The sequence below is a fragment of the Roseivirga thermotolerans genome (genome assembly GCF_014653175.1).
Taxonomy (GTDB): domain Bacteria; phylum Bacteroidota; class Bacteroidia; order Cytophagales; family Cyclobacteriaceae; genus Roseivirga; species Roseivirga thermotolerans.
The window spans coordinates 446,874-472,658 of record NZ_BNAG01000001.1 but is presented as its reverse complement, the minus strand read 5'-3'; the positions used below and the strand labels follow the sequence as shown (position 1 = coordinate 472,658).

Sequence of the window (25,785 nt, the reverse complement as noted above, 5' to 3'; positions counted from 1 at the left end):
GAGAAACAAGGAATACCTGAGTATGCCCCCTCAATTCCTCTTGGGCGGTGTTCAACTTACAAGATTAACTTCATTTTATTAAAACCCCGACAGATTTTATCAAAGCTTAAATTGATTTGTCTGAAGTTTTTGTTCATTTTCGAACCAACAATAATAGAAATTTTTAACAGCACATTATGGATTTAACACTAGTGGTATTAGCAGCAGGTATGGGTAGCCGTTATGGAGGAAACAAACAGCTAGACGGTATTGGCCCAAATGGTGAAATCATAATGGATTACTCCATACACGATGCCATTGAGGCAGGCTTTACCAAAGTAGTGTTTATTATAAGAACAGATCTGAAAGAAGCTTTTGAAAACCACTATAAGGAAAGGTTCAAAGGCAAGATAAAAATGGAGTACGCCTTTCAGAATGAATATACTAAGCACACGGCAGCTTATGAGGCCAATCGGAAAAAGCCATGGGGAACTACTCATGCGGTGTTGGCTGCCAGGCACCTCATCAATGAACCTTTTGTGGTAATTAATGCCGATGATTACTATGGGCAAGAGTCTTTTGCTGAGGTAGTGGACGCCATGAAAAACCTCAAGGACAATGAGTACCTCATAATGGGTTATAAATTGGAAAACACACTTTCAGATCATGGCACCGTAAACCGTGGAGTGTGTCAGGTCGATGATAATATGCATCTCATTGGTATTAAAGAGACGTTGGCAATTGGTAAAGAAAATGGAGTTATTTCTTACCAGGAGGGTGGCCAGCGGCATGAATTAAGCCCCAACACTTATGTATCTATGAATTTCTTTGGGTTTCCTCCTTCGGTTTTGCCCCTCTTCGAAGAAAAGTTTATTGAGTTTGTGCAGCAAAACAATGAAGACCCAAAAGCCGAATGCTTTATGCCCGTAGAGGTTGGTAACTTAATGAAAGAGGGCAAGGCTGTGGTGAAGGTAGTGCCAACTACGGCCTCCTGGTTGGGCGTGACCTACAAGGAAGATAAGGAACACGTGGTTGCGGGAATCAACAAGATGATTGCCGATGGACTATACCCGAAAGAAATAAAATGATGGAAAATGCCCTAAAGGGCTTACAATACTTTGCCTTACAAGGAGCAGTCGATTCGATTGCTCCTTTTGGTTTGGGGCACATTAACGACTCTTTTTTGGTTCAGGCAGAAGGTAAGTCATATTTGCTCCAGCGTTTAAATACCAGCGTTTTTAAAACACCACAGGTGATTGAAGGCAACCTGAGGGCCCTACTAGCCCATGCCCCCGAACTTTTTGCTAAACATTTGCGGGGAACCGGAGGTAACTATCATGAATTCGATGGAGAACACTGGTGGCGCCTGCAGGAATTTGTACCCAACAGCTATTCTCCCAATGAATTACAACCCAATGAGTTGAGAGAGGTTTCAACAGGTTTTGGATGCTTTACCGCACAGTTTGGCTCCCAGCCCCTTGAAAAGTACACAGAAAGTATTCCGCATTTTCATGACCTCCACCTTCGTTTGAGGCAATTGCAGGCAGCCCTAGAAGCTAATGCAGCAGGGCGATTGGAAAGCGTACTGGCCGAAGTAGGGCAGGTGCAACAATTCAATTGGATTGCGGCCCGCTTCGATAAACTGGTGGATGAGGGCTTGCCCCTCAGGATTTGTCATAATGATGCCAAGGCCGGCAACTGTCTGCTTTCTAAACCCGACAGCCGATTTTTAAAAGTGGTTGATCTCGATACGGTTGGCCCCGGATATGCCTTGTTCGACCTGGGAGATATGCTAAGGTCTATGCTCTTTAATGTGCCGGAAAACAGGGAGAACCTGGAAAGTCTATCCTTTAGCAAGGAGCGTTTTCATGCCATTGTCAACCCCTTTGTGGAAGCGTGCAGCGGGGTTTTAAAACCCATAGAGATAGAGTCACTTCCTTTTGGTGGTCTGTATATGACTTATATTATGGCCGTTCGTTTCTTAACCGACTACCTCAACGGAGATATTTACTATAAAGTGAGCCACGAAAAGGAAAACTTAAGCAGAGCCCGAAACCAACTGACCATTTTGGAACTGATGGCCTCTTCTATGGCCTAGCAAATCTGCGTTTCATTTAGCATCTTTCAAGCCTCTCAACTCATGTATAGATGAAAAACGCGCAGTATTGGATTGAAAAACTCAATCTTGAAAAGCATCCCGAAGGAGGTTTTTTTGCAGAAACCTATCGATCTAAAGAAAAACTCCATGAAACTAAGCTTCCGGACCGGTACAAAACAGGGAGGGTATTTGGTACGTCTATTTATTTTTTATTGACCGTAGAAAGTGTTTCTAACTTTCATCGGTTGGCGTCAGATGAAATCTGGCATTATCATTTCGGAGGATCAGTAAAGGTGCATTTTATTCATAAGGATGGCACTACCTCTGAGCACGTGTTGGGGCCTGACCTGGAGAGGTCGCAAAGCTTTCAGTTGGTAATTCCGCGTGGCACCTGGTTTGCAGCAGAGGTCATAGAGGCAGATTATGTGTTGGTGGGTTGTACTGTTTCTCCCGGCTTTGAGTTCGAAGATTTTGAATTGGCCGATCGCACCGAACTATCGTCCGCTTATCCGCAGCATCAAACCCTAATTGACCGGTTCACGAATAATCAGTCATAGTTTTCTGCTAAAGAGAACCCAGAAAGTAAACAAAATAGCTAACAGATGATTTTATCTACAACCCCTTCTATAGAAGGACACACCATTACCAAATATCATGGAGTAGTAACGGGCGAAGCCATAATAGGTGCCAACTTGTTTAAAGACATTTTTGCCAGTATTACGGACTTGGTAGGAGGGCGTTCGGGCACTTACGAGCGGGTTTTGAGAGAAGCAAAAGATGGGGCTCTTAAGGAGCTTCAATACAACGCTCAATCTTTAGGAGCCAATGCGGTAGTGGGCATTGATTTGGATTATGAGACCATTGGTCATAACGCAAGCATGCTAATGGTAACCGCCAGCGGCACGGCTGTGACTTACGAAAAATAACTTGTGATATAGTCTAGTTTAACAAGTGTTTTCTATCCGTAAAGCCACTCTGAAAAGAGTGGCTTTTATTTTGGGATGGAGCCGTTCTGCTTCTCAAAGCGGTCGGACGACTCAATTTTATCTCACTTTATCGAGCGGAATAAACTTAAACTTCTGTCCACCAATAGAGGCTTCATACATCAGACCTCCTTTAGCCATAGTGAACACGGCTACCCCATCCGTATATTTGGCATTCGCACTTATTCCGGATTTTAGTGCAACAGCCGATGCCTGGGCGGCCAATTGCAGCTCGTTTTCAATGAATCGAGTATAGGCATCAGCATCTTCAAAAAAGATCACCTCACTGTAGGCTTGTCCGCCAAACTGAAAACCTATAGAAATTTGGGTCATGTTCACCCCTCCGGTAACTTCACCATTGCGATAGACAACTCCCTTACCGGCTGCGCCTCCAACCCCTATGGCTCCTTTGCCAATAGAGGGAAACACCGCGTAGCCATAGGAGTTATTGAAGAAGGCCGCAATGCCCGCATCGGCTTTCTTAAAATCAGCTATGGTAGTTGCAGCCGCTTTTACATCGTATTTTTCCTTTTTTCTCCTCTGAGCCACAGAGGTGTTAAGGGCCGAGAAAAAAAAGCCTACAACCAGAATTAAAACAGTAATCTTTCTCATGATTTAAGTTGTTTTAGCCATATAAATATCTCCTTTTGGGGTAGGAACAATGTCAATAACATTGGCCAATACCAGCCGTACCAGAGTTCTGGAGGCTACAAATTTAGGCACGCGCACCAACCTAACGAAATCAATCAGGCTAACGTGTTCATGCTCGGCCAAATAGTTGAGCAGAACTTTTTCCTGCTCGCCATAGGTAAATTGAATGTCTTTGTTGCGCAGCCTCCTTTGCATAATCTCACGCATTTCACGACTAGCCTTTATGCTCTCATCTTTCACCCGCACATAAGCCACTCCTTTTCGTGTGCCGGGGTGCTCCCTTACAAAATGAGGTTTCTTCCGACTTTCCGGAATTTTAAATACGGCCACTCCCTTTTTTTCGGTGAGAGCAACAAGCGATACCTCATACGGAAGTTGAGGCCTGATGAGCTCTTTAATAGCCTTCTCAATCACAAATGCCTCATCCTCAATATCCCGCGTTCCACTGAGAGTGCCATCGTCATCTACCCCCAAAAGCAATACACCTCCTGCAGAATTGGCAAAGGCTACCAACTCCCTCACTATCTTATCGGGGTGGTTGGCCTTTTTTTTAAACTCCAGACTTTGTCCTTCGCCCTGCCGGGCAAGTATGCTCAATTCTTTTGGATTCAAAGCATTTGGATTTTGATTTTTGAGTTTTTCTTGTGCCTGATTATTAATAACTTATAGAATGTTTTCACACAATTACATCCCTATGTTTAAGCTAAACCTATTTTTTATACTGATCGTTTTGATTTTTTCGGCCTGCCAGCACAAACCTAAGAATGAAATGACACTTATCATTCAGGTAGAAGAAGCAGACCCTAAAAAAGAATACTATGTGCGGCTGGCATCGAGCTTTATGGCCGAGCCGGAGATTAAGTTTCATTTTGAGGAAGGAGCTAATGATCAGCACATTTCCATACCTCTGAAGGGCCCTAAAATGGTTGTGCTGGGAGGTGAGTTTTTTAAGGTTTTGTATTTAGAGCCGGGCAAAGACCTGGTTTTGAAAGTGAATAAGCAAGAAGACGAATTTGACTTTAGCTATGATGGCGATGGAGCTGTTTTTATGAAACTAATGGATCAGATGAGTCTTCTGGACGATTCGTTGAAAAAGGCGGTCTCTGAAAAAGAGCTGGAGCATGGTATATATTCTCTGCCATGGGAAGAGTTTCAATCGGCAATGCACGAAGTGAAGGTCAAAAAGGAAAACCTGATTGCGGAGAGTACTGAGGTGACAGGTGAATTTAAAACAGCAATGATGGCCGATGCCTGGGCCAGATATATTATGCAACTTGGCTCTTTTGAGAGTTACTATAATTACAGAATTAAAAAACCTGAGGATCCGGAATTTAAAGCTCCTATAGAAGACCGATATGAACAGGCCTTTAAAATGGACGATGGCGCAGTGGTGTCATTGACTTTTGGTAATCTTATTTCCGGGTATGTTACTCACAGCGCTGCCGATCTTGGGACAGAGGAGGTGCCTTGGTATAGCGACCAATCCAACTGGGTAAAACTCTACGAACGCACTCGCGATAATGCAGAAATTCCGCCTAAGTTTAAAGAATACATATTGGGCTCTTATGTAAGTCAATTGCTGATGTCGTTGGGTATTGATGGGGCCTGGGAGGTTAAAGAGGAGTTTCTGGCCAATTATCCCAATGGAGAAGTAGCTGATGAAATTATTCCTCTCTATGCTTCATGGGAGCCACTCAGAAAGGGGCAGCCGGCTCCCGATTTTACATATACCTCCATAGAGGGCAAAGAGGTTTCATTGAGCGATTTTAAAGGGAAAGTGGTGTATATAGATGTTTGGGCTACCTGGTGTGGGCCTTGCATTGCCGAGTTTCCCAGCTCCAAGAAACTAAAAGAGCGCTTGAAAGATGCCGATGATGTGGTTTGGCTGTATGTCTCTATCGATGACCCAAAAGCTAAGGAAAAGTGGGAGAAAGATGTGGTAAAGTATGAGATTGACAAAGGTGTTAACCTCTTTGGCGGTGAGGGTTGGGATACGTCTATCACTGACCTGTACAAAATCAAGGGCATTCCGAGGTATATACTTGTAGACAAAGAGGGAAGGATTTTTAACTCCCAGGCTTCGCGGCCATCTTCAGGAGATATTATCTACAATGAAATTCAACAGCTAAGAGGAGTGGGACTAGACAAGGCCATGTCTCCGTAAATAAAAGAAAGAGGCTACCTCAAAAGCCATGTGAGCGTCATCCTCAACTTGCTTGCCTGTTGGTAGACAAGTTCAGAATAACGAGTCTTGAAGCTTTTGAGGCAGCCTCGTTTTATGCCAATGCCTTAGTTATCGTTTTCGTCCTCGTCAAAGTCATCAAAATCGGGCATTGAAAACATGCTGCTGAGCAGGTCTTTGAATCGTGTGCCGGTATCCAATGGAGACTTGCTGAGTTTACTGTACTCGGCCAAACCATGCAGCACAAATTCCATTAGAAAAAGTTGTTCATGCTTGTTTGCCTTAGGGTGATGTTTCTTTACCAATTCCTGCAGGCCGGGTATTGCCTTTAGGGCTTTTGCGTACTCTGTTTGGTTCAAATCATGGGGAAGGTCTAGTGTGTAACCTTCTCCAAACCAGTCGATAATGCTCTTGTACGGATTACTTTTTTGTTCCTTTTTTTTATCGTCCGGTTTAGGAAAATAATCTGTAAACAAAGTGCGAACGGCTTTACCCACCAGGCTATGAGCCACCAGGCCTGCTCCCTCTTGTTCTCCTTCATAAACAAGTTCTACCTTTCCTGTTATGGCCGGTATAATGCCTATGAAGTCAGAAACCCTTACATAAGTCTGTGGCTCATTGTTTAGGAGAGCCCTTCGTTCGGCAGCACTAATTAGGTTTTCGTAGGCAGAAATAGTGAGTCTTGCCGAAACACCACTTTTTTCGTCTACGTATTCGCTGCTTCTGGCCTCAATGGCCACCTGTTCGATAAGGTCTTGCGACAGCTCGTTTACCACCACTATTTCTTTCTGAAGAGCCTTTATGCGCGCCTCTTGTACGGTAATTTGCTTGCCTATGTCTCTCGATTTTGGGTAGTGTGTAATAATCTGACTATCAATTCTATCTTTTAAGGGTGTTACTATGCTGCCTCGGTTGGTGTAATCTTCAGGGTTGGCTGTAAACACAAACTGAATATCCAGAGGCAGATGTAATTTAAACCCTCGAATTTGTATATCTCCTTCTTGCAGAATATTGAAAAGGGCCACCTGAATTCTAGCCTGAAGATCGGGCAATTCGTTAATCACAAATATGCACCGGTGCGAACGCGGCACCAGTCCGTAATGAATCACGCGCTCATCAGAATAGGGGAGTTTGAGAGAGGCCGCTTTAATAGGGTCGACATCTCCAATTAAGTCGGCAATGGATACATCAGGAGTGGCTAGCTTTTCGGCATATCGTTCGGATCTGTGTAACCAGTCTATCTCGGTGTTGTCTCCGTTGGCCAGCACCTGCTCACGGCCAAACTTACTAATGGGCATTAGTGGGTCATCGTTCAGTTCAGCTCCTTTTATTACGGGAATGTATTCATTGAGAAGTTCAGTCATTTGTCGGGCAATGCGTGTTTTAGCTTGCCCTCTGAGACCCAGAAGGTTCATGTTGTGCATGGAGAGAATTGCCCGTTGAATATCCGGGATTACGGTGTCTTCATAGCCCCAAATGCCCTCAAACGTAGGCTCCTTTTTTCTCAGCTTGTCAATCAGGTTATCTCTTAACTCTTCTTTCACCGACTGGCTGCGGTAGCCAGCGGCCTTCAATTCGCCCAGGGTCTTTATTTTCAGTAATTTATCTGGGGTCAATGCTTTGTAGTTCATGCTAGAAATTTTTTCTACGGTTGCGTTTGTAGTCTTCGAAAATCAAATGTCCTAAACCTTTCAGGCTGCTGTAGTAGGCGTTGCCGTTGTTAGTTTTGGTAAACTCCTGTACAAATTCTTTCAGATATGGGTCTGAAGCAATCATAAAGGTGGTAACAGGAATGTGTAACCTTCGGCATTGCGTAGCCAGGTTTAGGGTTTTGTTTAAAATTTTTGGGTCTAAGCCAAAAGCATTTTTGTAATACTTAATACCCACCTTCATGCAGGTAGGCTTGCCATCGGTAATCATAAAAATCTGCTTATTGGCATTTTTCCTTCTCCTCAAAATATCCATGGCCAGCTCAAGGCCGGCAATTGTATTGGTATGGTAAGGCCCTACTTGCAGGTAGGGCAGGTCTTTAATGTCTATTTGCCAGGCATCATTACCAAATACTATTACATCGAGCGTATCTTTTGGATACTTGGTGGTAATCAGTTCGGCCAGTGCCATGGCTGTTTTTTTAGCGGGCGTAATACGATCTTCTCCATAAAGGATCATGGAGTGAGAGATATCGATCATCAGTACGGTAGATGTCTGCGTTTTATACTCTGTTTCTACTACCTCCAGATCGTTTTCGGTCATTAAAAAGTCTCCGAACCCATGGTTGATCTGCGCGTTCTTCAGGGAATCGGTCATGGCAATTTGCTGAAGTGAGTCGCCAAACTCAAAGGGCCTTCTGTCCGTGCCTAGTTCATCACCAGTACCCGAAAAGTTAGTTTTATGTTGCCCCTTGCCCGATTTTTTAAGCTTACCAAAGATCTCTTCCAAGGCCGATTTTCGAATCTGTTGTCCGGTTTTTCCGGTTACCTCAAACTTACCCTCCTGATTTTCTTCGGTAATATATCCCTTGTCTTTCAGGTCTTCAATAAAATCACCCATTCCATATTGGCCATCCGTCAGGTTGTACTGTTTGTCCAGGTTGGTCAACCAGGCCAGAGCTTCAGCCACATCGCCACCGGTAATACTGACTAGCTGCAGAAAAATATTCAGCAGATTATCGAAAGCAGATTCTCCCTGAGCTTTTTGAGGAATGTATTTTGAGAACCGATATCCCTTCATGAGTTTTAGTCTTCGCTATTGGTTGTTTGAGCAGCCACAGGGGTGCTGCTCCGGTTTCGAGTTCTTACACAACGCCACTCTTACATTTTTGGTTTAACTTGAACATATATTACTAACATGGGGCTGCAATACCAACCTCAATTAGTTATTTACCGACTGTTTCTTTTAATGGCGCGGGCGTTATTCTAGCAAAATCTCAAACGAAGACTCTACTACCCTGATCGAGACATTGACCAAAACAAAATATTCTGAGCTTACTGAAATAGAGCTGATAGAGAAGTCGAAGGAAGACAAGACCTACTTTAAGCCCTTGTATGAGAAGTACTATGAGCAGATTTTTCGGTTGGTTTTTGCCAGGGTTCAGGATGTGGAGCTAACTGGCGAGATTACCTCGGAGGCTTTTAGCAAGACCTTGGCCAATATTCACAAGTTCGAATATAAAGGCTATCCGTTTTCTGCCTGGATTACCCGAATAGCCATTAACTGTTGTTATGACTACTTTAGGGCTAAGCAGAAAAATAGGATGGTGAGCCTGGAGAATTACACCACGCATGATATTGCTTTTGAAATAGAGCTGGAAGAAAACGACAAAGAACTCTGGCTTACCCTGTTGCCCGATATTCTGGAAAAACTTAAACCCAAAGATCTTGAACTTGTGGAAATGAGGTTTTTTGAAGGAAAGAGCTTTGCGGAGATTGCCTTTATTTTGGATATCACGGAAGGCAATGCCAAAACCAGAACTTACAGGGTGTTGAAGCGAATGAAAAAGTTATTTAGACAAGGTACACGATGAAGTACAAGTTTGTAAGTAAGGCTAAGATGCCGAGTCCGGCTGAAATTAAAAGCACCATGAACTTTGGTAAGGTGGTGGCGAACTCCAAGGTTTTGGCCGGAGCTAAAATCACTTCTGCAGTACTCAAAGGTACGGCAGCTGTTAAATCGGCTGTAGTAAGTACGGTTTCTGTGGCTGTAGTGGCTACTTCAACCTATGTGGTTTATCCGGAGCTGTTTCAAAAAACAACCCCCGAACCGGAGATAATGACCGAAACGCCTTTTGTGATCCCTGCAGATACGGTAGCTACCGAAGAACCAGTGGTTGTCGATAGTTCGGGAGTTCAGCCTTCTGTTTTGGCCGATACCTTATCATCAGTACCTGCCGCAACTAATATACGAAGCAATAAAAAAATACCCAGACAAAGCCCTACACAGAACGACAATCATTTGGTGGATAAGAACATACTCATTAGGGCTAGCCCTTTGCCAGATACCGATGCACTAATGAGCCATATCCATAGCCAGCTGAAGTATCCTATTCAGCACTTGGGAGATTCCATTCAGGGTTATGTGAAACTTCTTTTTAAAGTGAATGAAGAAGGACAGACGGAAAACTTCAAAGTGTTGGAGTCGCTGGGTAAAGCTTTTGATTCTGAGGCCATACGCGTAATTAGATCCTATAAAAAATGGAGGCCGGCCAGCTACAACGGTAAACCCCAGGAGGGCTTTTTTCAGATCGACATTAAGTTTGAAATTAAGTAGAAGGCTTCTCTAACCTACCATTTTCTTGATAAATAGGTAGACTTCTGTCTATATTGTCACTTGGGAGCTACCTATGATCAAGTACTCAATCAAGGATTTAGAAAAATTTTCAGGCATAAAAGCCCATACCATACGTATTTGGGAGCAGCGCTATCAATTGCTTACCCCCAAACGCACGGAAACCAATATTCGCTATTACGATGAAGACCAGCTCAAGTACCTGCTCAATGTAACTCTCCTGCTCGAACATGGTTTTAGAATTTCGCAAATCTGCGCCATGACCGGAGCCGAGTTTAATGCGCATTTGAAAGAAGTAGCCGGGAAGGGGCTAAACTCCAAAGAAGATAACATGCTGAATGCGGCCGTCAATGAATTGGTTTTGGCCATGTTGGAGTTAGATGAGCAACGTTTCGAAAAAATAATGAGTAGTAGCCTTTTGCAGCGCAGTTTTGAAGAGGTGCTCATTAAGGTGATATATCCGTTTCTCAAAAGAATTGGTGTAATGTGGCGAATTGGAGAAGTTTCTACAGCCCAGGAACACTTTATATACCAGCTCATAAGGCAGAAAATTATAGTGGCCATAGACTCTCTGATTGTGCGCTCTAAGTCTTCTGAGAAGTATTTGCTGTTTTTGCCCAAATCGGAATTTAGCGACTTGCTCATTCTACTTTTTACATACATTCTCAAAAACAGAGGCAAGCAGTGTATCTATCTCGGGGCCGATATTCCATTCAAAGATTTGCAGCAAGTGGCTCAGATCACAAAGCCGGATGTGCTATTTACGTTTGTAAAAGCCCCGGCATCTAAACTAGATACTCAGGCTTATATTTATGAACTCTCCGAGAAGTTTGGCGATAAGCAAATTCTCATTAGCGGGAATCCCTACTTTATGGAAGAGTTGGAGTACCCAAAGAATGTTCTGCTAATTCTTGAAGCGAACGACTTAATTGAAATGCTAACGGACTAAATAGGGTATAATCGGCTGAAATCCGTATATTCCCTAAATTTTTAGAAATGGGTCAAAGGTCAAAATTTCTAGGGTTGCTGGCATTGGTTCTAGCGGCCTGTTCGAGCAACAACCGTGAAGAATACTTATTGGGCGAATGGTACAATGAGTCGTTGCGAGTGGATATCGATGCGCTGGACGGAACACCTGATTCAATTTTTTCTGTGCCGGCCGGTCAATGGGAAGAGATTCTTCAGATTCAACCAATACGCACAACTTACAAGGCAGATGGAACCTATGAGTCGGTTTACACCGAATTGGATGGTACTTTATTGCAGAAAACCTCTGGTCAGTGGGCATTGAAAGGTGATTCGCTTTTTTTAACCTCTCAAGGCTTAACGACCAGCTATTATTTTGAGTGGAAAGATGGGAAGGGGCTGTTTGAAGGCTTCCTGGATTGGGACACCGATGGTAAGTCAGACGACTTTTACTCGGGTGTTCAAATTAAAAAGTGAATCATCTTTAACTAAATCATATCATTATGGATTTTTCTGCTATTAATTGGCTGGCTGTTGTAGTAGCGGCCGTTGCATTTTTCGCCTTGGGGGCTATCTGGTATGGCCCAATTTTCGGTAAGGCCTGGCAAAAAGGCGTTGGCCTTTCTGAAGAGGAACTAAAGAATGCCAACATGGGCAAAACCTTTGGAATCTCGTTTGTTTTGGCCCTCATAATTTCTGTGGGTATGGCCATATTCTTTTTTGGTTTTGGCACAGATCCTAACAACCCGATGACCGTTTCTACCGGTGCTATGTATGGCGCTATGACGGGTATTTTCTTTCTATTGCCCACTATTTGTATGAACTATTTATTTGCTCAAAAGTCGGCTGCTCTTATGTTTATCGATTCAGGCTATCATATTGTGGCTTATACCATAGTTGGTGTTATACTGGCGGCCTGGCAATAAGTACTTTGGCCATCTGTAACGGATGAATTGCAGGTGGCCTTTATTTTATTTTTCCCTTTTGAACCTTTTTTTGCCAATCTTTCGTTGAGTGCCTAGGAAAACTTTCAGCAGCTTATTCTAGTTAAGAAACGATGGCAGTCAATGGTAAAAGAATGGTACTTTCCCCCAAGGTGTACCAAAGAGGTTTTCAGGAAGCTATTCAAGAGTTCGATCGGTACGAACAAATTAAGAGGAGGCTCAATCAAATTAAGGCTTGTCAGCAGTTAAAGAAAGGGGAGGCTTTTTTGAAGCTGATAGAAGCTGCTTAAAACTCCAAAGGCGATTTTAAACCAAAATTGCTGAAATTACTCTCCACCCTTTTGAAAGGTATTGTATGCGGTTCTTCCCAAACAGGTGGTGCAAAATTGTATTTGCGAGCCATGGCTTCGTGAACCTGCCTTCGGGTTGGATGCTCGGGAGAAACCAGATTCATTATAGGGTCGTGGGAAATGCTTTTGTTCAGTATAGCCGTAACTACTCGAATTACGTCTTGTTGGAGCACGTAGTTTACCGGAGTATCTCTACCGGTGGTGTGCTTCCCTGCAAACCACTTACCCGGAATTCTATCATTTCCCATTAACCCCCCACATCTAAGAATGGTTAGGCGTTGTCCAATTTGTTGTATTTGTTTTTCGGCCTGGACTACGGCCAGGGAAGAGCCTCTTGCAAAGTCTGGGGCTGTACGGGTACTTACGGTACCGTTGGTGTTTGGATAAAAGGAGGTTGAGCTAATAAACAGTACTTGCTCAACCGGGCTATTGGCCAGCATGTATTTCAGGTACTTTATCTGCTCCTCATAGAAGTGAGGAGGATTCTTTTTTCTCCCCGGAGGAATATTAATAATGAGGGCATCAGCCAATAGCAGCTTCTGAAAATGTTCGCCTACTGGCATAGGGTCAAGCTTTAACAAGACAGGTTCTATGCCCTCTGCTGCCAGTATCGGGAGTTTGTTTTGGCTGGTAGTGCTGCCTGTTACCGAGTGGCCTGAGGCCACCAGGTGCTTTGCCAGTGGAAGCCCCAGCCAACCACAACCTATAATGCCTATCTTCATTGGCCTGCCGCAGAAAACACGGTGGATGCAATGTGACTATAATACTCTTCATAGATAGGGAGTATTTTCACAATGTCGAACTCTTTAGCTCTTTCTAAAGCATTTCGCTTAAACGTTTCCAGATGTTCTTCGCTCAACACGTGCAAGGCATTTTGGGTCATTTCTTCTATGTTGCCAATGTTAGAGGTAAAGCCCGTTTGACCGTTTATGTTCAACTCAGGAATTCCTCCGGCATTAGAAGAAATAACAGGAACCTGACAGGCCATGGCTTCGAGAGCTGCTAAACCAAAGCTTTCTTTTTCAGAAGGCATTAAAAATAAGTCGGCTACAGAAAGTACTTCTTCTACCGCCTCTAGTTTTCCTAAAAACCGTACTTCATCGTAAATTCCGAGTTCGCGACAAAGCCCTTCTATATGGCCTCTTTCGGGCCCATCGCCCACTAGTAGCAAGCGAGCCGGAACGGTTTCGGATACTTTTTTAAATATTCTCACCACATCATCAACCCGTTTTACTTTTCTGAAGTTGGATGTGTGTACAATCAACTTCTCTCCGTTGGGGCAAATGGCCATTTTAAAATGATCTTTTCGCTGCCGCTGAAATTTTTCCAGATCGATGAAGTTGGGGATTACCTTAATTTCTCTCTGAATATTAAAGTGTTTGTAGGTATCTTTTTTTAAGTCGTCAGAAACCGCAGTTACACCATCAGAGAGGTTTATGCTGTATGTAACCACCGGTTCATAAGAAGGGTCTTTACCCACCAGGGTTATGTCGGTCCCGTGTAAGGTAGTTACTATGGGAATTTCAATGCCTTCAGATTTTAATATCTGCTTTGCCAAAACGGCAGCCGAGGCGTGCGGAATAGCGTAGTGCACATGAAGTAAATCCAGTTTTTCGAATTTTACCACATCTACCATCTTACTGGCTAGAGCCAGCTCATAAGGGGGGTATTTGAAGAGTGGATAAGAACGAATATTTACCTCGTGGTAAAACAGGTTTTCGTTGAAAAAATCAAGGCGAGTGGGTTGAGAGTAGGTAATGAAGTGTACTTCATGCCCTTTTTTAGCCAGCCCTTTGCCCAGTTCAGTAGCTACAACCCCGCTACCACCAAAGGTGGGGTAACATACAATTCCGATTTTCATTAAGTTTCTCTAAGCAGTTGGTGGTTAAACTCACAAAGTGTGCCTAAGGTTCCAAAATGGATTGATAGACCATGTCTTGTATTCTGGTGCGTATATTTTCTTCTATCAGTTTAAAATTAGAGCTGTCCGGATATGTTCTGTTGCACAGAAAGACAAAAACCAATTCTTCGGCCGGATCGGCCCAAATGGCAGCACCGGTAAAGCCTGTATGACCAAAGGTACTTGCAGAGGCAAATTTGCTGGTAGGGCCTTCTTCTGTACCCGTTATGGGTTTGTCCCAACCCATGCCTCTGCGGTTTTCTACACTTTGAGGAGTGGTGAAGATGGGTATAGTCCAGGGCTCAAAGTATTTTTTGCCGGCATAATATCCCATTTGCAAGTTCATTTGCAACAAGATGGCCAGGTCGTTTGCCGTACTAAAGAGGCCTGCATGGCCTGCAATGCCACCCATTAATGTGGCGTTTTGGTCGTGCACATCGCCACAAACTATGGTGTTTCTAAAATAAGAGTCTACTTCCGTAGGGGCTACATCTTTATAATACCCCTTGCTTCGGGGTTGGTACATAGTACGGCTCATTCCCAAAGGGGCATAAAACTCGCGCATGAGGTAGTCTTCTACCGGCTCATCGATTAACTTTTCCACAAGGCGAAAAATGAGGGTATAACCCAGGTCGGAATAGAGGTAGTCGTATTTCTTTTTCTTTTTGGGGAGCTCGCGCAGGCTCGATTCTACGGTCCATTTCCAAATGGAGTCGTTGAGCGAAACGGGCAGATTGTGTTCCTGTATACGATAGTTATGGCTTGGCCCCCGGGCATCCGTAAAATAATCGGTATTGAGCTGTCCTTTGGTAACCGTTTTCTCCCAAAAGGGGATGTAGGGTTTAAGGCCGGCCTGATGGGCAAGAACATCTCGTATAATAAGCCCTTCTTTATTGGTGCCTTTTAGTTCTTTCAAATAGTAACCCAGCGGTTTATTAATGTCCAGCTTCTTTTCATCGTATAAACGCATTAAGATTTGGGTAGTGGCGGCCACCTTGGTTACTGAGGCAATATCGTAGATGGTATGCTGGTCAACAGGCCGCTCTTCGTTGTAGGTTTGAAAACCGTACTGTTTTTCATAAACCACCTTACCCTTTCGGGCAATGAGTAGTTGAGCCCCCGGAGTGGCCTTGTTTTTAATGGCTTGCTCAATCAAGCCGTCAATTTTGCGCAGTGAGTCCCAACTCATGCCTGCTTCTTCCGGAAGGCCATAGCTCAACCGGCCGGTGGTGAGTGTTTCGATGCCAGTACCTGCTTTAAAGCTAGAACCTGCCGTAATGGGTAGCTTGCCCTCTGCCCTCAAAGCACCAAAAATTATTTGTGGGGCTACTTGTTGCGTAATATCATTGTTTTCATAGGTACAAATCAGGTTTTTAACCCCTTCAAAATATTGGAGGGAGTAGGCATTGCCCATTACTACCACAATTACATTGGTCTTTTTCTGTAAGGCCTTTATCCATTCTACTGTCTGAGTGTCTACACCATGTTGGTTGCGTGGCGAGTTGGTTATGCCCTGATAGGCGATAATTACCTGGCTAAATTGGGCAGCCGAGTCTAGGGCCTGGTTGCTGAGCGAGTCAAAACTCAAAGGGGTAACCTTTGTGTACCTGTTCAGCATGTTCTGGAAAACATCGGCATTAGTTTCTCCAATACTTATGCTGGCAAACGACTTTTTGTCTACGCTTATAGTGGGTATGAGTAAATCGCTATTGTCTACAACTGTTATGGCTTTTTGATAGAGCAATTTGTTCAGAGCAATGGCATAATCGTTATTTATGCGTTTGCTAAGGTTAGTTGTATCAATGGGCTTATACTCATTTAAGCCAAACCAATACTTGGCTTTAAGTATTTTCATTACCCTCTCATCGAGCATGGCCTGAGTGAGGGTGCCCTTTTTCAAGGCTTTTTGTATTTGCTTTATGGCTTTGGGTACATCGAGAGGAAACAGAATTACATCGTTTCCGGCCTGAAGAGCCTTTACATCGGCTTCGCCTGCATCGTAATATTTAGCTACCCCTTGCATGTTCATGGCATCGGTAAATGCCAGGCCTTCAAAGCCAAGTTCCCCCTTTAGCAGGTCGGTTACCACATTTTTAGAAAGAGTAGTGGGTGTGTTTTCCGAACTATCGTAGGCAGGAACTTGCAAATGAGCTACCATTACGCTCATTAGACTGTCGTTCATAAGGGCTTTGAAAGGATAGAGTTCAGTTTCGCTCATTCGGTTTTTCGAATGGGTGATCACCGGCAAATCATAATGAGAGTCTACCTCCGTATCGCCATGGCCGGGAAAGTGCTTGGCATTGGCCATAATACCATGGTGTTGCAGGCCTTTCATGTACTCAATGCCTTTGAGGGCCACTTCTTCTTTAGTCTCGCCAAAAGATCTATAGCCAATTACCGGGTTTTTGGGGTTTACATTGACGTCTACCACCGGAGCAAAATTGATGTGCATGTTCATGATTTTGAACTGATTGGCTACTTCTTTACCCATTTCGTAAATCCACTTTCTGTCCCGAATAGCACCAAGTGTCATTTGTTTAGGAAAGTCATACACACTGTCCAGTCGCATACCAACACCCCATTCTGCATCCATGGCTACTGCCAGTGGTACCTTGGCCAGTGCCTGGTACTCATTGCTAAGTTTAGCCTGACGGTATGGCCCTCCTTGAAAGAAGATAAGTCCGCCAATGTTGTACTCTTCGATGAGCCCGCGTATTTCTTCTACGTGCTTTTGATCTCTGTTGGAATAGGCCGCTACCATAAATAACTGCCCAATGCGTTCTTCCGGGCTAAGCGACTGAAATACACTATCGGCCCAGGCCTGTTGTGCTACAGTGTCTATGGTATGATAAAATTTTTGTGCCGAAAGCGCACTTACAGAGAGGCTACAAACAAAAAGGTGTAGAATAACTTTTTTAAACATGAAGGCGTTAGGCTTTTAGTAAGAACAAATAAACTATATTTTTACGTATTAACAGAACGCTGAGGGGGCAGTATTGATTATAATGAACTTACCAGGACTCTTCAAAAAAGCCAGATATCAGAGGTTTCACATCGAACCGCGTTACTACGATCCTATTAAAGAGGACATCGAGAACCGTACCGCCCGCATAAAAGCGGAGATGGGTTTGAGCGATACTGAAACCATAGACCCGGGCTATAAATCGAAAATAGAAGGTTCTTTTCGAAAAAACATGAAGCATGCCACCGGCAGTGGTGTAGACCAAACGGTAATGCTCCGTCTGCTCATAATGGTAATATTGGTGATGATGATTGCCGGCTACGTTTATGTGGGTATAGAAATCTTTTATCTGGTCTTACTAACCATTCCGTTCTATCTTTGGAGGCGTTTTAAGCGATAACGCCCTGCGATAGATGTCCGACATAATTAAATTACTTCCTGATAACATAGCCAATCAGATAGCTGCCGGAGAGGTTGTTCAGCGACCTGCTTCTGTAGTGAAGGAACTGTTGGAGAATGCCATTGATGCCAAGGCAACAGATATTAAGCTCATCATAAAGGAATCAGGAAAAGCGCTCATTCAGGTAGTAGACAATGGTGTGGGTATGTCGCACATTGATGCACGCATGTGTTTTGAACGTCATGCTACCTCAAAAATCCGCTCTACCGAAGATCTTTTTGCTATTAAAACCATGGGTTTTAGGGGAGAGGCTATGGCATCGATAGCTGCCGTGGGTCAGGTAGAGCTCAAAACCAGAAGACAAGAAGATGAATTGGGTACCCTCATACAGATAGAAGCCTCTGAAATCAAAAAACAGGAACCGGTTTCTACGCCTGTGGGTACTTCTACCTGCGTGAAAAACCTCTTTTTTAATGTGCCGGCCCGTAGAAATTTTCTCAAGTCGAATGCGGTCGAAATGCGGCATATTGTCGATGAGTTTCAGCGGGTAGCCTTGGCCAACCCCGAGGTGGCCATGTCGTTGTATCAGAACGATATGGAGGTGTATAAACTGCCGGCAGGAAAGCTTAGTAAAAGGGTGGTGGGCATATTCGGCAAAAAATATCAAGACCAAATGGCTGCTTGTGAGGAGACCACCGACTTACTGAGAGTACATGGCTATGTGGGCAAACCCGAATTTGCCAGGAAAACAAGAGGAGAGCAGTTCTTCTTTGTTAATAACCGCTTTATTAAAAGCAACTATCTCAACCATGCCGTAATGACAGCCTTTGAGCAGTTATTGTCCGAAGGTAGCTTTCCATTTTATACGCTATTTATTGAAATAGACCCCAGGCATATCGATATCAATGTACACCCTACCAAAACAGAAATTAAGTTTGACGATGAGCGCACCGTCTATGCTGTGGTGAGGGCGGCAGTTAAGCAAGCGTTGGGAACCCACAACATTGCCCCGGCTATTGACTTCTCACACGATGTGAATTTTGCAAGCTTCCGGCCCCAAAATTCTCCTCCTGAACAAAGTGGGAAGGCCGCTGAGAGGGACTATGCACAGTTCAAAACCTTTGAGCGCAAGACCAATGCCAGCCATTGGGAAAAGCTCTATGAAGGTTTGAAAACGGAAATTTCTCAACAGGAGGAGAGTAACCGCCAAATGGAAATACACCCGGAGACTCAAAGTACGATAACTCTGGGCAGTGCGGCCAACTCGATTTCGGAGCGTACGCCTGTGGCTAAACCGGAGAAGTCTTATTTTCAGATACATAAAAAGTATATTGCCACTCAGGTGAAATCGGGGCTTATGCTCATAGCCCAACAACCCGCCCATGAGCGCATTTTATACGAAAAGTTTTTAGATCACATATCCAGAAGAAACGGGGCGTCACAACAGGCGCTTTTTCCGCAAACCCTTAAGCTCAATGCGGCCGACTTTGCCTTGGTACATGACATTCAGGCAGAGTTGAATGCGATTGGCTTTGAATTTGCCGACTTTGGAGACCACTCCATAGTAATAAATGGAGTTCCGGCCGATTTAAAATCGGTGAATGAAAAGGCGTTGTTCGAAGGCTTTATAGAGCAGTTTAAACTAAACCAGTCGGAATTGAGTATATCAAATGATGAGAATATAGCCCGGGCTATTGCTAAGCGTTCATCTATTAAGGTAGGTAGTACTCTCAGTGCCGAAGAGATGAGCTCTATAATAGACCAGCTTTTTGCCTGCAAAAGCCCTAATTATTCTCCCGATGGCAGAAAGACAACGTTCATTCTGGAATTAGATAAGATAGACCAGTTTTTTAACTAGAACTTATGTTTGGAAGACTTACACCCCTGGTAAAGAATTTACTGATTATTAATATAGGCTTATTTTTCATAAGCTATTTCTTCCTTAGAAAGGGAATCTCTCTCAACGACTTGTTTGGGCTCTATTATATTGGGGATCCAGCCTTCAAACCCTTTCAATTTGTGACTTACATGTTTTTTCATCAAGTAATCGTTCCAGGTAAAGGGCTTTATTTATGGCATATTTTCGGAAACATGTTTGCCCTTTTCATCTTTGGGCCACTACTTGAGCAGTTTCTAGGGCAGAAGAAATTCTTGATTTTATATATGGTTGCCGGAGTAGGGGCAGGCCTATTTTATACTGGGGTTAACTACTGGGAAGTTCGGGGCTTAGAGCGTGACTATGAATCATACATTGCCAATCCAAGCCCCGGGGGCTTTGTGATTTTTATTAGTGAGCATGCAGATGGGTTATCAGAAAAATCAAAGTCAATGCTTTATAACCATGCTGATAGTTATGAGAGAAATCCAAACAACTATGAAATCATTGCGCAATCCAAGAAATACGCATATGATATCTATCGAATGTTTGGCACCTATAGTATGGTAGGCGCCTCGGGTGCGGTTTTCGGAATTTTGGCTGCATTTGCCCTATTCTTTCCTAATACCGAACTTTTCTTATTGTTTATACCGTTTCCCATCAAGGCCAAGTATTTGGTCACTGTCTATATTCTTTACGAAGTTTTTGCAGAGTTACAGCGGGCTCCGGGCGACAACGTGGCTCACTTGGCCCATATCGGAGGAGCACTGATTGCCTTCTTTATGGTGAGGTATTGGAAAAAGCAGAGGAGAGATTTCTACTAACATGAATAGCATTTTAGACGATTTTAAGATAGCCTTCAGGTCGGGCAATATTCTTAACCAGATTATCATCATTAATGTGGTGATTTTTGTGGGTGTAGGGGTGCTTGGGGTATTGCTCACCTTGGTCGGAGAGCGATCAGCTTACTTTGCAATATCGAACCACCTTATGTTACCCTCCAATACCGATGAATTGTGGAGACAACCCTGGACCATAATTACTTACTTTTTCTTCCACAAACAGTTTTTTCACATTCTTTGGAATATGCTGTGTATGTACTGGTTCGGTAGAATCATAAGTGAGTACATAGGTCAGAATAAATTACTAGGTCTATATGTTTGGGGCGGTATTGGCGGAGGTGTTCTGTACCTAGTCGCCTATAATTTTCTTCCATATTTTGAGAGTGTGGTAGACAGCTCCTATCTACTGGGAGCTTCTGCAGGAGTTATTGCAATAGTGGTTGGTGCGGCCACATTTTACCCCGACTATACTGTTCATTTGTTACTTCTCGGGCCCGTTCGCCTAAAATACATTGCGGCAGCAATAGTTCTACTTTCATTTATACAAAGCACCGGTTCGAATGCAGGGGGAGAAATAGCTCACTTAGGGGGCGCACTGGTAGGTTATATAAGCGTTAGGCAGTTACAAAGAGGCAATGACTGGAGCAGGCCAATTGTGAGTTTTATGGTATGGGTGAAGAGTCTCTTCAAACCGCAGCCAAAAATTAAGGTGAGCTACAAAAACACCAGACGAAGTACAAGCTCTAAAACCTCGGGTAAATCAGAGAAGAAGGCTAAGTCTAAAAGTGCACAGGAAGAAATAGATGCTATTCTGGATAAAATCTCTGAAAAAGGCTACGATGCTCTAACCAAAGAAGAGAAACAGAAGCTTTTTAATGCCAGCAAAGACTAGTTAATAGTTATCGGCTAACGGGTATCGAAGTCTTTGTCTTGTTCTGATATAGGTTGACCGTTGGTTTATCTAATTTCTAAAGACCATCCTCCCAGGTAGAGCTTCAGGCTTTCCTGCTTCTAACTCTTATTTGCCAATTGTCCACAGGCCGCATCAATGTCTTTTCCACGGCTTCTGCGCACATTTACAACGATTCCCTTCTCTTCCAAAATCCGTTTGTACATGTCCAGGCTGGCCGGGTCTGCTTGTTGAAACTCTCCATCATCGATCGGGTTATACTCAATGATGTTTACCTTAGAAGCCACTTTGCCGCAGTACTTTGCCAAAGCGCGGGCATGCTTTTCGTCATCATTAATGTTTTTCCAAACCACATACTCAAAGGTTACTTTGCGCTTGGTTTTGCTGTACCAGTATTGAAGCGATTCAGCCAGCTCGGCCAAATTGCTTTTTTCATTAATAGGCATCATTCGGGTACGAGTTTCATCAATGGCCGAGTGCAATGAAACCGCCAGGTTAAACCGTACTTCATCATCGGCCAACTGCTTGATCATTTTTGGAATGCCAACTGTAGAAAGCGTAATTCTTCTTGGAGACATGCCCAGACCCTCCGGAGAGGTAATCTTTTCTATAGATTCCAGCACATTTTTATAGTTGAGCAGGGGCTCGCCCATGCCCATATACACAATGTTGGTCAGGGGACGGTCGAAGTACAGCTCTCCTTCTTCTTTAATGGCCACCACCTGGTCGTATATCTCATCGGCACTCAGGTTGCGCATTCTCTTTAGCCTGGCCGTGGCACAGAAGTTACAGTCGAGACTGCAGCCTACCTGAGAAGAGATGCAGGCGGTAATTCTGGTTTCTGTAGGAATAAGTACCGATTCAACAATCAGATCATCGTGCAGTTTTACAGCATTTTTAATGGTGCCGTCAGCACTGCGCTGCATCTGATCTACCTTAATATGCTTTATTTCGAACCGCTCCTTGAGTAGCTCCCGGATAGAAAGCGAAATGTTGGTCATTTGGTCAAAATCTTTGGCCGATTTCTTCCAAAGCCATTCATATACCTGCTTGGCACGAAATGGTTTTTCGCCAATAGAAACAAAGAAGTCTTGAATTTCTTCCAGGCTTAGTTTGCGTATGTCTTGCTTCTTAGCGGGAGTTTGCATGCTACAAAGGTAGCACTCTAGTTTTGAATCTTAGCCAGAAAGCCCTCGGGTATATTACACACCTTACCCTGGTCATAGTCGAACATTACAATACCTGTTTTTGCTCGCGCAATTTCTTTCTCACCACACCAAAGGTGGTAGTACACATCAAAACTCTTTCTTGTAATGTTGTCAATAGCCAATTGGATGTCTATTTGGTCGCCATGAAAGGCCTCTCCTTTATAGACCACAGCCGCATCGGCCTGAATAGTGCCCATGCCTTCAATACTTTTCTCGTCTTTATAACCCAAAGAGTTGAAGAATTGATAGCGAGCCTCTTGCATCATGGCCAATATTCTGTCGTTGCCCAAATGGCCACCATAGTTTATATCAGAAATTCTTACCAGAATAGAGGTCTTGAAAATGAAGCGGTCGGGTAGCTCAATTTTAACTCGGGCCATAATACTATTTTGCTGCGAATCTAAGACAATATGGCCGAATTAGAGCCTTTGGGGCCATTTTTTCGGTCATAATTTCCGATTTATTGGCTTGGATTATCATTTGATGCAGTGCCCACGAGCATAGATGCTCATGGAGGAGAAAAAAATAGAACAATGGATTTTAAGAAATATACAATCAAATCGCAGGAAGCCATTCAGAAGGCAGCAGAGATAGCCAGCGGAAATCAACAGCAGGCCATTGAGCCAGGCCATCTTCTGAAGGCCATACTGCTAACCGATGAGAATGTAGTATCATTCTTATTAAAGAAGTTAGGCGTAAACAAGGGGCAGTTGGATGCTCGGCTTGAGGAGATAATTAATAGCTACCCGAAAGTGAGTGGTCAACAGCCTTACTTATCGAACGATGCCCACGCTGCTTTGACTAAGGCTCTGGATCATTTGAAGGAGTTTGGCGATGAGTTTGTAGCTATTGAGCACATTATGCTTGGCCTGCTCAAAGGGAAGGAAAAAGTAGGTATTCTACTCAAGGAGCTTGGTTTTGCAGAAAAGCACTTGGTTGCGGCTATTAAAGAGCTGAGGGGTGGCAATTCGGTAACAGACCCTAATGCCGAAGCCAAATATCAGTCACTCAATAGGTATTCTAAGAATTTGAACGAATTGGCGCGTTCCGGAAAAATCGATCCGGTGATTGGCCGCGATGAGGAAATAAGAAGAGTGCTGCAGATTCTTTCCAGACGCACCAAAAACAACCCTATTTTACTGGGCGAACCCGGAGTTGGTAAAACCGCCATTGTAGAAGGTATGGCTCAGCGCATAGTAGATGGTGACGTGCCTGAAAATCTGAAAAGCAAAACCCTGATTTCTCTGGATATGGGTTTGTTGGTGGCAGGAGCCAAGTATAAAGGAGAGTTTGAAGAAAGGCTCAAAGCGGTGATCAAGGAAGTGCAGGATTCTGATGGAGAGATTATTCTTTTTATCGATGAGATTCATACTTTGATTGGTGCCGGAGGCGGTGGTGAAGGGGCCATGGATGCCGCCAACTTGTTAAAACCCGCCTTGGCCAGGGGAGAACTCCATGCTATTGGGGCCACAACACTCAAAGAGTACCAGAAATATATCGAAAAAGACAAGGCTCTTGAGCGAAGGTTCCAGTCGGTAATTGTAGATGAACCCAACCAGGAAGACGCCATTTCTATCTTGCGAGGCATTAAAGAGAAATATGAGGTTCACCATGGGGTGAGAATTCAGGACGATGCGGTGATCGCTGCGGTGGAACTTTCCAGCAGATATATTTCAGACCGATTTCTTCCGGACAAGGCCATTGACCTGATGGACGAGGCCGCCTCTAAACTGAGAATTGAGATTGACTCGCTTCCTGAAGAACTGGATGAACTGAACCGCAAGATTATGCAGTTGGAAATTGAGCGGGAGGCTATTCGCAGAGAGAAGAATAAAGACAAAGAATCTGTGCTCTCGAAAGAGATAGCCGAACTTTCAGAAAAGCGCGATAGCCTCAAGGCCAAGTGGGAGAATGAGAAAGAAGTGATTGTTGGCATTAGGGCCGAAAAGGAGAATATAGACAGGTATAAGTCTGAAGCTGAGAAAGCCGAACGTGAAGGAGACTTTGGCAGAGTAGCCGAAATACGCTATGGTAAAATTACTGAGGCCGAACGAAAGCTCGAGGAGTATAAACAAAAGATGAAAGAAATGCAGGGTGAAAAATCTCTGCTCAAAGAGGAGGTAGATTCTGAAGATATTGCGGAAGTAGTTGCCAAGTGGACTGGCATTCCGGTTTCTAAGATGCTTCAATCTGAGCGCGATAAATTACTGCACCTGGAGGAAGAACTGGGCAAAAGAGTAGCCGGTCAGAAAGAGGCGATTGCCGCTCTGTCTGATGCAGTGCGAAGAAGCCGTGCCGGATTGCAAGACCCTAAACGCCCGATTGGTTCCTTTATATTTCTCGGCACAACAGGGGTTGGTAAAACGGAGCTGGCCAAAGCACTGGCGGAATACCTGTTCAACGATGAGAACAATATGGTGCGAATCGATATGTCAGAGTATCAGGAGCGCCATGCCGTATCGCGATTGATTGGAGCACCTCCGGGCTATGTAGGCTACGATGAAGGTGGTCAGCTCACAGAGGCCGTGCGCAGAAAGCCATACTCTGTCATTCTGCTCGATGAGATTGAAAAAGCTCACCCGGACGCTTTCAATATTCTGTTGCAGGTGCTAGATGATGGAAGATTGACGGATAACAAAGGCCGTGTGGCGAACTTTAAGAATACCATCATCATTATGACTACCAATATTGGTTCAGGTCTTATTCAGGAAAACTTTGAAAGGATTAATGAAGAGAATGTGCTGGACATTATCGATGAAACCAAGCTTCAGGTGTTTGACTTACTGAAGAAATCAGTGAGACCGGAGTTCCTCAATAGGATCGATGAGACCATTATGTTTATGCCACTGAACAAAGACAATATCCGTCAGATTGTTAGAATCCAGTTCGGACTCATTCAAAAACAGTTACATGAAAATGGAGTTGAAATTGAGGCGACTGATGAAGTACTTGATTATCTGGGAGAACTCGGTTGGGATCCACAGTTTGGTGCCAGGCCATTGAAACGAGTGATTCAGCGAAAAGTGTTGAATGAGCTGAGTAAGCAGATATTGGCCGGCAAGATTACCAAAGATTCGGTAGTGAGTGTTGAACTCAACCCCGATAAGGAAATTGAGTTTGTAAATATTGAGAAGGTGGAGGAGCTTTAGGGTCCGCTCTTTTTCTATCCTGAGTGTAACCGAGGGATCGGCCAGGTGGTATTCTTGGCTGATGCTTTGGCTTCGCTCAGCATGAACAACATCATAATGAC

General features: G+C 44.0%; 25 protein-coding genes. 16 read left to right on the top strand and 9 right to left on the bottom strand.

Going from position 1 to position 25,785, the window contains the following annotated elements; translation table 11 throughout:
• Positions 1 to 176 precede the first annotated feature (176 nt).
• The 4 genes from IE164_RS02145 to IE164_RS02130 are packed head-to-tail and all read left to right on the top strand — an operon-like array spanning position 177 to position 3,003.
• A complete protein-coding gene (locus IE164_RS02145; RefSeq protein WP_189628538.1) occupies positions 177 to 1,067 on the top strand; it encodes a nucleotidyltransferase family protein in 891 nt (296 codons plus the stop codon).
• A complete protein-coding gene (locus tag IE164_RS02140; protein ID WP_229838486.1) occupies positions 1,064 to 2,077 on the top strand; it encodes a phosphotransferase enzyme family protein in 1,014 nt (337 codons plus the stop codon). Before IE164_RS02145 ends, IE164_RS02140 begins: the two co-directional genes overlap by 4 nt.
• A 50-nt stretch (positions 2,078 to 2,127) precedes the next feature.
• The gene (locus IE164_RS02135; RefSeq protein ID WP_189628536.1) at positions 2,128 to 2,634 is read left to right on the top strand and encodes a cupin domain-containing protein; all 507 of its coding nucleotides are present in this window, start codon (positions 2,128 to 2,130) and stop codon (positions 2,632 to 2,634) included.
• 45 nt (positions 2,635 to 2,679) lie between these two features.
• Positions 2,680 to 3,003: a heavy metal-binding domain-containing protein gene (locus IE164_RS02130; protein WP_189628535.1), complete on the top strand. Its 324-nt coding sequence runs from the start codon at positions 2,680 to 2,682 to the stop codon at positions 3,001 to 3,003.
• A gap of 117 nt (positions 3,004 to 3,120) precedes the next feature.
• On the opposite strand, the gene IE164_RS02125 is transcribed toward IE164_RS02130, so the two are convergent.
• Together IE164_RS02125 and IE164_RS02120 are read right to left on the bottom strand one after the other, a co-directional pair.
• The gene (locus IE164_RS02125) at positions 3,121 to 3,672 is read right to left on the bottom strand and encodes a lipid-binding SYLF domain-containing protein (protein ID WP_189628534.1); all 552 of its coding nucleotides are present in this window, start codon (positions 3,670 to 3,672) and stop codon (positions 3,121 to 3,123) included.
• Positions 3,673 to 3,675: 3 nt separating this feature from the next.
• The gene (locus IE164_RS02120) at positions 3,676 to 4,323 is read right to left on the bottom strand and encodes an AlbA family DNA-binding domain-containing protein (protein ID WP_189628533.1); all 648 of its coding nucleotides are present in this window, start codon (positions 4,321 to 4,323) and stop codon (positions 3,676 to 3,678) included.
• 157 nt (positions 4,324 to 4,480) lie between these two features.
• Between IE164_RS02120 and IE164_RS02115 the strand changes: the two genes are divergently transcribed.
• Positions 4,481 to 5,875: a TlpA family protein disulfide reductase gene (locus IE164_RS02115; protein WP_189628532.1), complete on the top strand. Its 1,395-nt coding sequence runs from the start codon at positions 4,481 to 4,483 to the stop codon at positions 5,873 to 5,875.
• Between the two features lie 125 nt (positions 5,876 to 6,000).
• Here the strand turns inward: IE164_RS02115 and IE164_RS02110 are convergent, their stop codons facing one another.
• Both IE164_RS02110 and IE164_RS02105 read right to left on the bottom strand, forming a co-directional pair.
• Positions 6,001 to 7,524: a P-loop NTPase family protein gene (locus tag IE164_RS02110; RefSeq protein WP_189628531.1), complete on the bottom strand. Its 1,524-nt coding sequence runs from the start codon at positions 7,522 to 7,524 to the stop codon at positions 6,001 to 6,003.
• Position 7,525: 1 nt separating this feature from the next.
• On the bottom strand, positions 7,526 to 8,623 hold the full coding sequence (locus IE164_RS02105; protein WP_189628530.1) for a vWA domain-containing protein: 1,098 nt from the start codon (positions 8,621 to 8,623) through the stop codon (positions 7,526 to 7,528).
• Between the two features lie 229 nt (positions 8,624 to 8,852).
• Between IE164_RS02105 and IE164_RS02100 the strand changes: the two genes are divergently transcribed.
• From IE164_RS02100 to IE164_RS02075, 6 genes are all read left to right on the top strand, one after another.
• Positions 8,853 to 9,416, top strand: coding sequence for an RNA polymerase sigma factor (locus IE164_RS02100; protein ID WP_189628529.1), 564 nt, complete (start codon positions 8,853 to 8,855; stop codon positions 9,414 to 9,416).
• Entirely contained in the window at positions 9,413 to 10,159 is a 747-nt protein-coding gene (locus tag IE164_RS02095; RefSeq protein ID WP_189628528.1) for an energy transducer TonB, read from the top strand. Before IE164_RS02100 ends, IE164_RS02095 begins: the two co-directional genes overlap by 4 nt.
• Positions 10,160 to 10,232: 73 nt before the next feature.
• Complete coding sequence (locus IE164_RS02090) at positions 10,233 to 11,126, top strand: MerR family transcriptional regulator (protein WP_189628527.1); 894 nt, start codon at positions 10,233 to 10,235, stop codon at positions 11,124 to 11,126.
• Between the two features lie 47 nt (positions 11,127 to 11,173).
• Positions 11,174 to 11,620, top strand: coding sequence for a hypothetical protein (locus IE164_RS02085; RefSeq protein WP_189628526.1), 447 nt, complete (start codon positions 11,174 to 11,176; stop codon positions 11,618 to 11,620).
• Positions 11,621 to 11,646: 26 nt separating this feature from the next.
• On the top strand, positions 11,647 to 12,069 hold the full coding sequence (locus IE164_RS02080; protein ID WP_189628525.1) for a DUF1761 domain-containing protein: 423 nt from the start codon (positions 11,647 to 11,649) through the stop codon (positions 12,067 to 12,069).
• Positions 12,070 to 12,221: 152 nt separating this feature from the next.
• Positions 12,222 to 12,377: a hypothetical protein gene (locus IE164_RS02075; protein WP_189628524.1), complete on the top strand. Its 156-nt coding sequence runs from the start codon at positions 12,222 to 12,224 to the stop codon at positions 12,375 to 12,377.
• On the opposite strand, the gene IE164_RS02070 is transcribed toward IE164_RS02075, so the two are convergent.
• The 3 genes from IE164_RS02070 to IE164_RS02060 are packed head-to-tail and all read right to left on the bottom strand — an operon-like array spanning position 12,374 to position 17,260.
• Positions 12,374 to 13,159: an NAD(P)H-binding protein gene (locus tag IE164_RS02070; protein WP_189628523.1), complete on the bottom strand. Its 786-nt coding sequence runs from the start codon at positions 13,157 to 13,159 to the stop codon at positions 12,374 to 12,376. The two genes, IE164_RS02075 and IE164_RS02070, sit on opposite strands and share 4 nt — an antisense overlap.
• The gene (gene bshA, locus IE164_RS02065; RefSeq protein WP_189628522.1) at positions 13,156 to 14,298 is read right to left on the bottom strand and encodes an N-acetyl-alpha-D-glucosaminyl L-malate synthase BshA; all 1,143 of its coding nucleotides are present in this window, start codon (positions 14,296 to 14,298) and stop codon (positions 13,156 to 13,158) included. The genes IE164_RS02070 and bshA overlap by 4 nt, the downstream gene beginning before the upstream one ends.
• A 43-nt stretch (positions 14,299 to 14,341) precedes the next feature.
• Complete coding sequence (locus tag IE164_RS02060) at positions 14,342 to 17,260, bottom strand: serine hydrolase domain-containing protein (protein WP_189628521.1); 2,919 nt, start codon at positions 17,258 to 17,260, stop codon at positions 14,342 to 14,344.
• An 82-nt stretch (positions 17,261 to 17,342) separates the two neighbouring features.
• On the opposite strand from IE164_RS02060, the gene IE164_RS02055 reads away from it, so the two are divergent.
• From IE164_RS02055 to IE164_RS02040, 4 genes are read left to right on the top strand one after another with little or no spacing between them, the layout of a single operon-like run.
• Entirely contained in the window at positions 17,343 to 17,699 is a 357-nt protein-coding gene (locus IE164_RS02055; protein WP_189628520.1) for a hypothetical protein, read from the top strand.
• 13 nt (positions 17,700 to 17,712) lie between these two features.
• The gene (gene mutL / locus IE164_RS02050; protein WP_189628519.1) at positions 17,713 to 19,557 is read left to right on the top strand and encodes a DNA mismatch repair endonuclease MutL; all 1,845 of its coding nucleotides are present in this window, start codon (positions 17,713 to 17,715) and stop codon (positions 19,555 to 19,557) included.
• A 5-nt stretch (positions 19,558 to 19,562) separates the two neighbouring features.
• Entirely contained in the window at positions 19,563 to 20,399 is an 837-nt protein-coding gene (locus IE164_RS02045) for a rhomboid family intramembrane serine protease (RefSeq protein ID WP_189628518.1), read from the top strand.
• Position 20,400: 1 nt separating this feature from the next.
• Complete coding sequence (locus IE164_RS02040; protein ID WP_189628517.1) at positions 20,401 to 21,309, top strand: rhomboid family intramembrane serine protease; 909 nt, start codon at positions 20,401 to 20,403, stop codon at positions 21,307 to 21,309.
• A gap of 119 nt (positions 21,310 to 21,428) precedes the next feature.
• Here IE164_RS02040 and rlmN read toward each other — a convergent pair whose 3' ends face one another.
• Positions 21,429 to 22,475 (bottom strand): dual-specificity RNA methyltransferase RlmN, encoded by a 1,047-nt coding sequence (gene rlmN, locus IE164_RS02035; RefSeq protein WP_189628516.1) that lies wholly within the window; start codon positions 22,473 to 22,475, stop codon positions 21,429 to 21,431.
• Positions 22,476 to 22,492: 17 nt separating this feature from the next.
• Positions 22,493 to 22,915: an acyl-CoA thioesterase gene (locus IE164_RS02030; protein WP_189628515.1), complete on the bottom strand. Its 423-nt coding sequence runs from the start codon at positions 22,913 to 22,915 to the stop codon at positions 22,493 to 22,495.
• A gap of 153 nt (positions 22,916 to 23,068) precedes the next feature.
• On the opposite strand from IE164_RS02030, the gene clpB reads away from it, so the two are divergent.
• The gene (gene clpB, locus IE164_RS02025; RefSeq protein ID WP_189628514.1) at positions 23,069 to 25,684 is read left to right on the top strand and encodes an ATP-dependent chaperone ClpB; all 2,616 of its coding nucleotides are present in this window, start codon (positions 23,069 to 23,071) and stop codon (positions 25,682 to 25,684) included.
• The last annotated feature ends 101 nt before the right edge of the window (positions 25,685 to 25,785 follow it).

Excerpts from the sequence above, each read along its gene's own strand:
- IE164_RS02145 (WP_189628538.1), top strand. The coding sequence starts at position 177 with ATGGATTTAACACTAGTGGTATTAGCAGCAGGTATGGGTAGCCGTTAT.
- IE164_RS02140 (WP_229838486.1), top strand. The coding sequence starts at position 1,064 with ATGATGGAAAATGCCCTAAAGGGCTTACAATACTTTGCCTTACAAGGA.
- IE164_RS02135 (WP_189628536.1), top strand. The coding sequence starts at position 2,128 with ATGAAAAACGCGCAGTATTGGATTGAAAAACTCAATCTTGAAAAGCAT.
- IE164_RS02130 (WP_189628535.1), top strand. The coding sequence starts at position 2,680 with ATGATTTTATCTACAACCCCTTCTATAGAAGGACACACCATTACCAAA.
- IE164_RS02125 (WP_189628534.1), bottom strand. The coding sequence starts at position 3,672 with ATGAGAAAGATTACTGTTTTAATTCTGGTTGTAGGCTTTTTTTTCTCG.
- IE164_RS02115 (WP_189628532.1), top strand. The coding sequence starts at position 4,481 with ATGACACTTATCATTCAGGTAGAAGAAGCAGACCCTAAAAAAGAATAC.
- IE164_RS02110 (WP_189628531.1), bottom strand. The coding sequence starts at position 7,524 with ATGAACTACAAAGCATTGACCCCAGATAAATTACTGAAAATAAAGACC.
- IE164_RS02105 (WP_189628530.1), bottom strand. The coding sequence starts at position 8,623 with ATGAAGGGATATCGGTTCTCAAAATACATTCCTCAAAAAGCTCAGGGA.
- IE164_RS02095 (WP_189628528.1), top strand. The coding sequence starts at position 9,413 with ATGAAGTACAAGTTTGTAAGTAAGGCTAAGATGCCGAGTCCGGCTGAA.
- IE164_RS02090 (WP_189628527.1), top strand. The coding sequence starts at position 10,233 with ATGATCAAGTACTCAATCAAGGATTTAGAAAAATTTTCAGGCATAAAA.
- IE164_RS02085 (WP_189628526.1), top strand. The coding sequence starts at position 11,174 with ATGGGTCAAAGGTCAAAATTTCTAGGGTTGCTGGCATTGGTTCTAGCG.
- IE164_RS02080 (WP_189628525.1), top strand. The coding sequence starts at position 11,647 with ATGGATTTTTCTGCTATTAATTGGCTGGCTGTTGTAGTAGCGGCCGTT.
- IE164_RS02075 (WP_189628524.1), top strand. The coding sequence starts at position 12,222 with ATGGTACTTTCCCCCAAGGTGTACCAAAGAGGTTTTCAGGAAGCTATT.
- IE164_RS02070 (WP_189628523.1), bottom strand. The coding sequence starts at position 13,159 with ATGAAGATAGGCATTATAGGTTGTGGTTGGCTGGGGCTTCCACTGGCA.
- bshA (WP_189628522.1), bottom strand. The coding sequence starts at position 14,298 with ATGAAAATCGGAATTGTATGTTACCCCACCTTTGGTGGTAGCGGGGTT.
- IE164_RS02060 (WP_189628521.1), bottom strand. The coding sequence starts at position 17,260 with ATGTTTAAAAAAGTTATTCTACACCTTTTTGTTTGTAGCCTCTCTGTA.
- IE164_RS02055 (WP_189628520.1), top strand. The coding sequence starts at position 17,343 with ATGAACTTACCAGGACTCTTCAAAAAAGCCAGATATCAGAGGTTTCAC.
- mutL (WP_189628519.1), top strand. The coding sequence starts at position 17,713 with ATGTCCGACATAATTAAATTACTTCCTGATAACATAGCCAATCAGATA.
- IE164_RS02045 (WP_189628518.1), top strand. The coding sequence starts at position 19,563 with ATGTTTGGAAGACTTACACCCCTGGTAAAGAATTTACTGATTATTAAT.
- IE164_RS02040 (WP_189628517.1), top strand. The coding sequence starts at position 20,401 with ATGAATAGCATTTTAGACGATTTTAAGATAGCCTTCAGGTCGGGCAAT.
- rlmN (WP_189628516.1), bottom strand. The coding sequence starts at position 22,475 with ATGCAAACTCCCGCTAAGAAGCAAGACATACGCAAACTAAGCCTGGAA.
- IE164_RS02030 (WP_189628515.1), bottom strand. The coding sequence starts at position 22,915 with ATGGCCCGAGTTAAAATTGAGCTACCCGACCGCTTCATTTTCAAGACC.
- clpB (WP_189628514.1), top strand. The coding sequence starts at position 23,069 with ATGGATTTTAAGAAATATACAATCAAATCGCAGGAAGCCATTCAGAAG.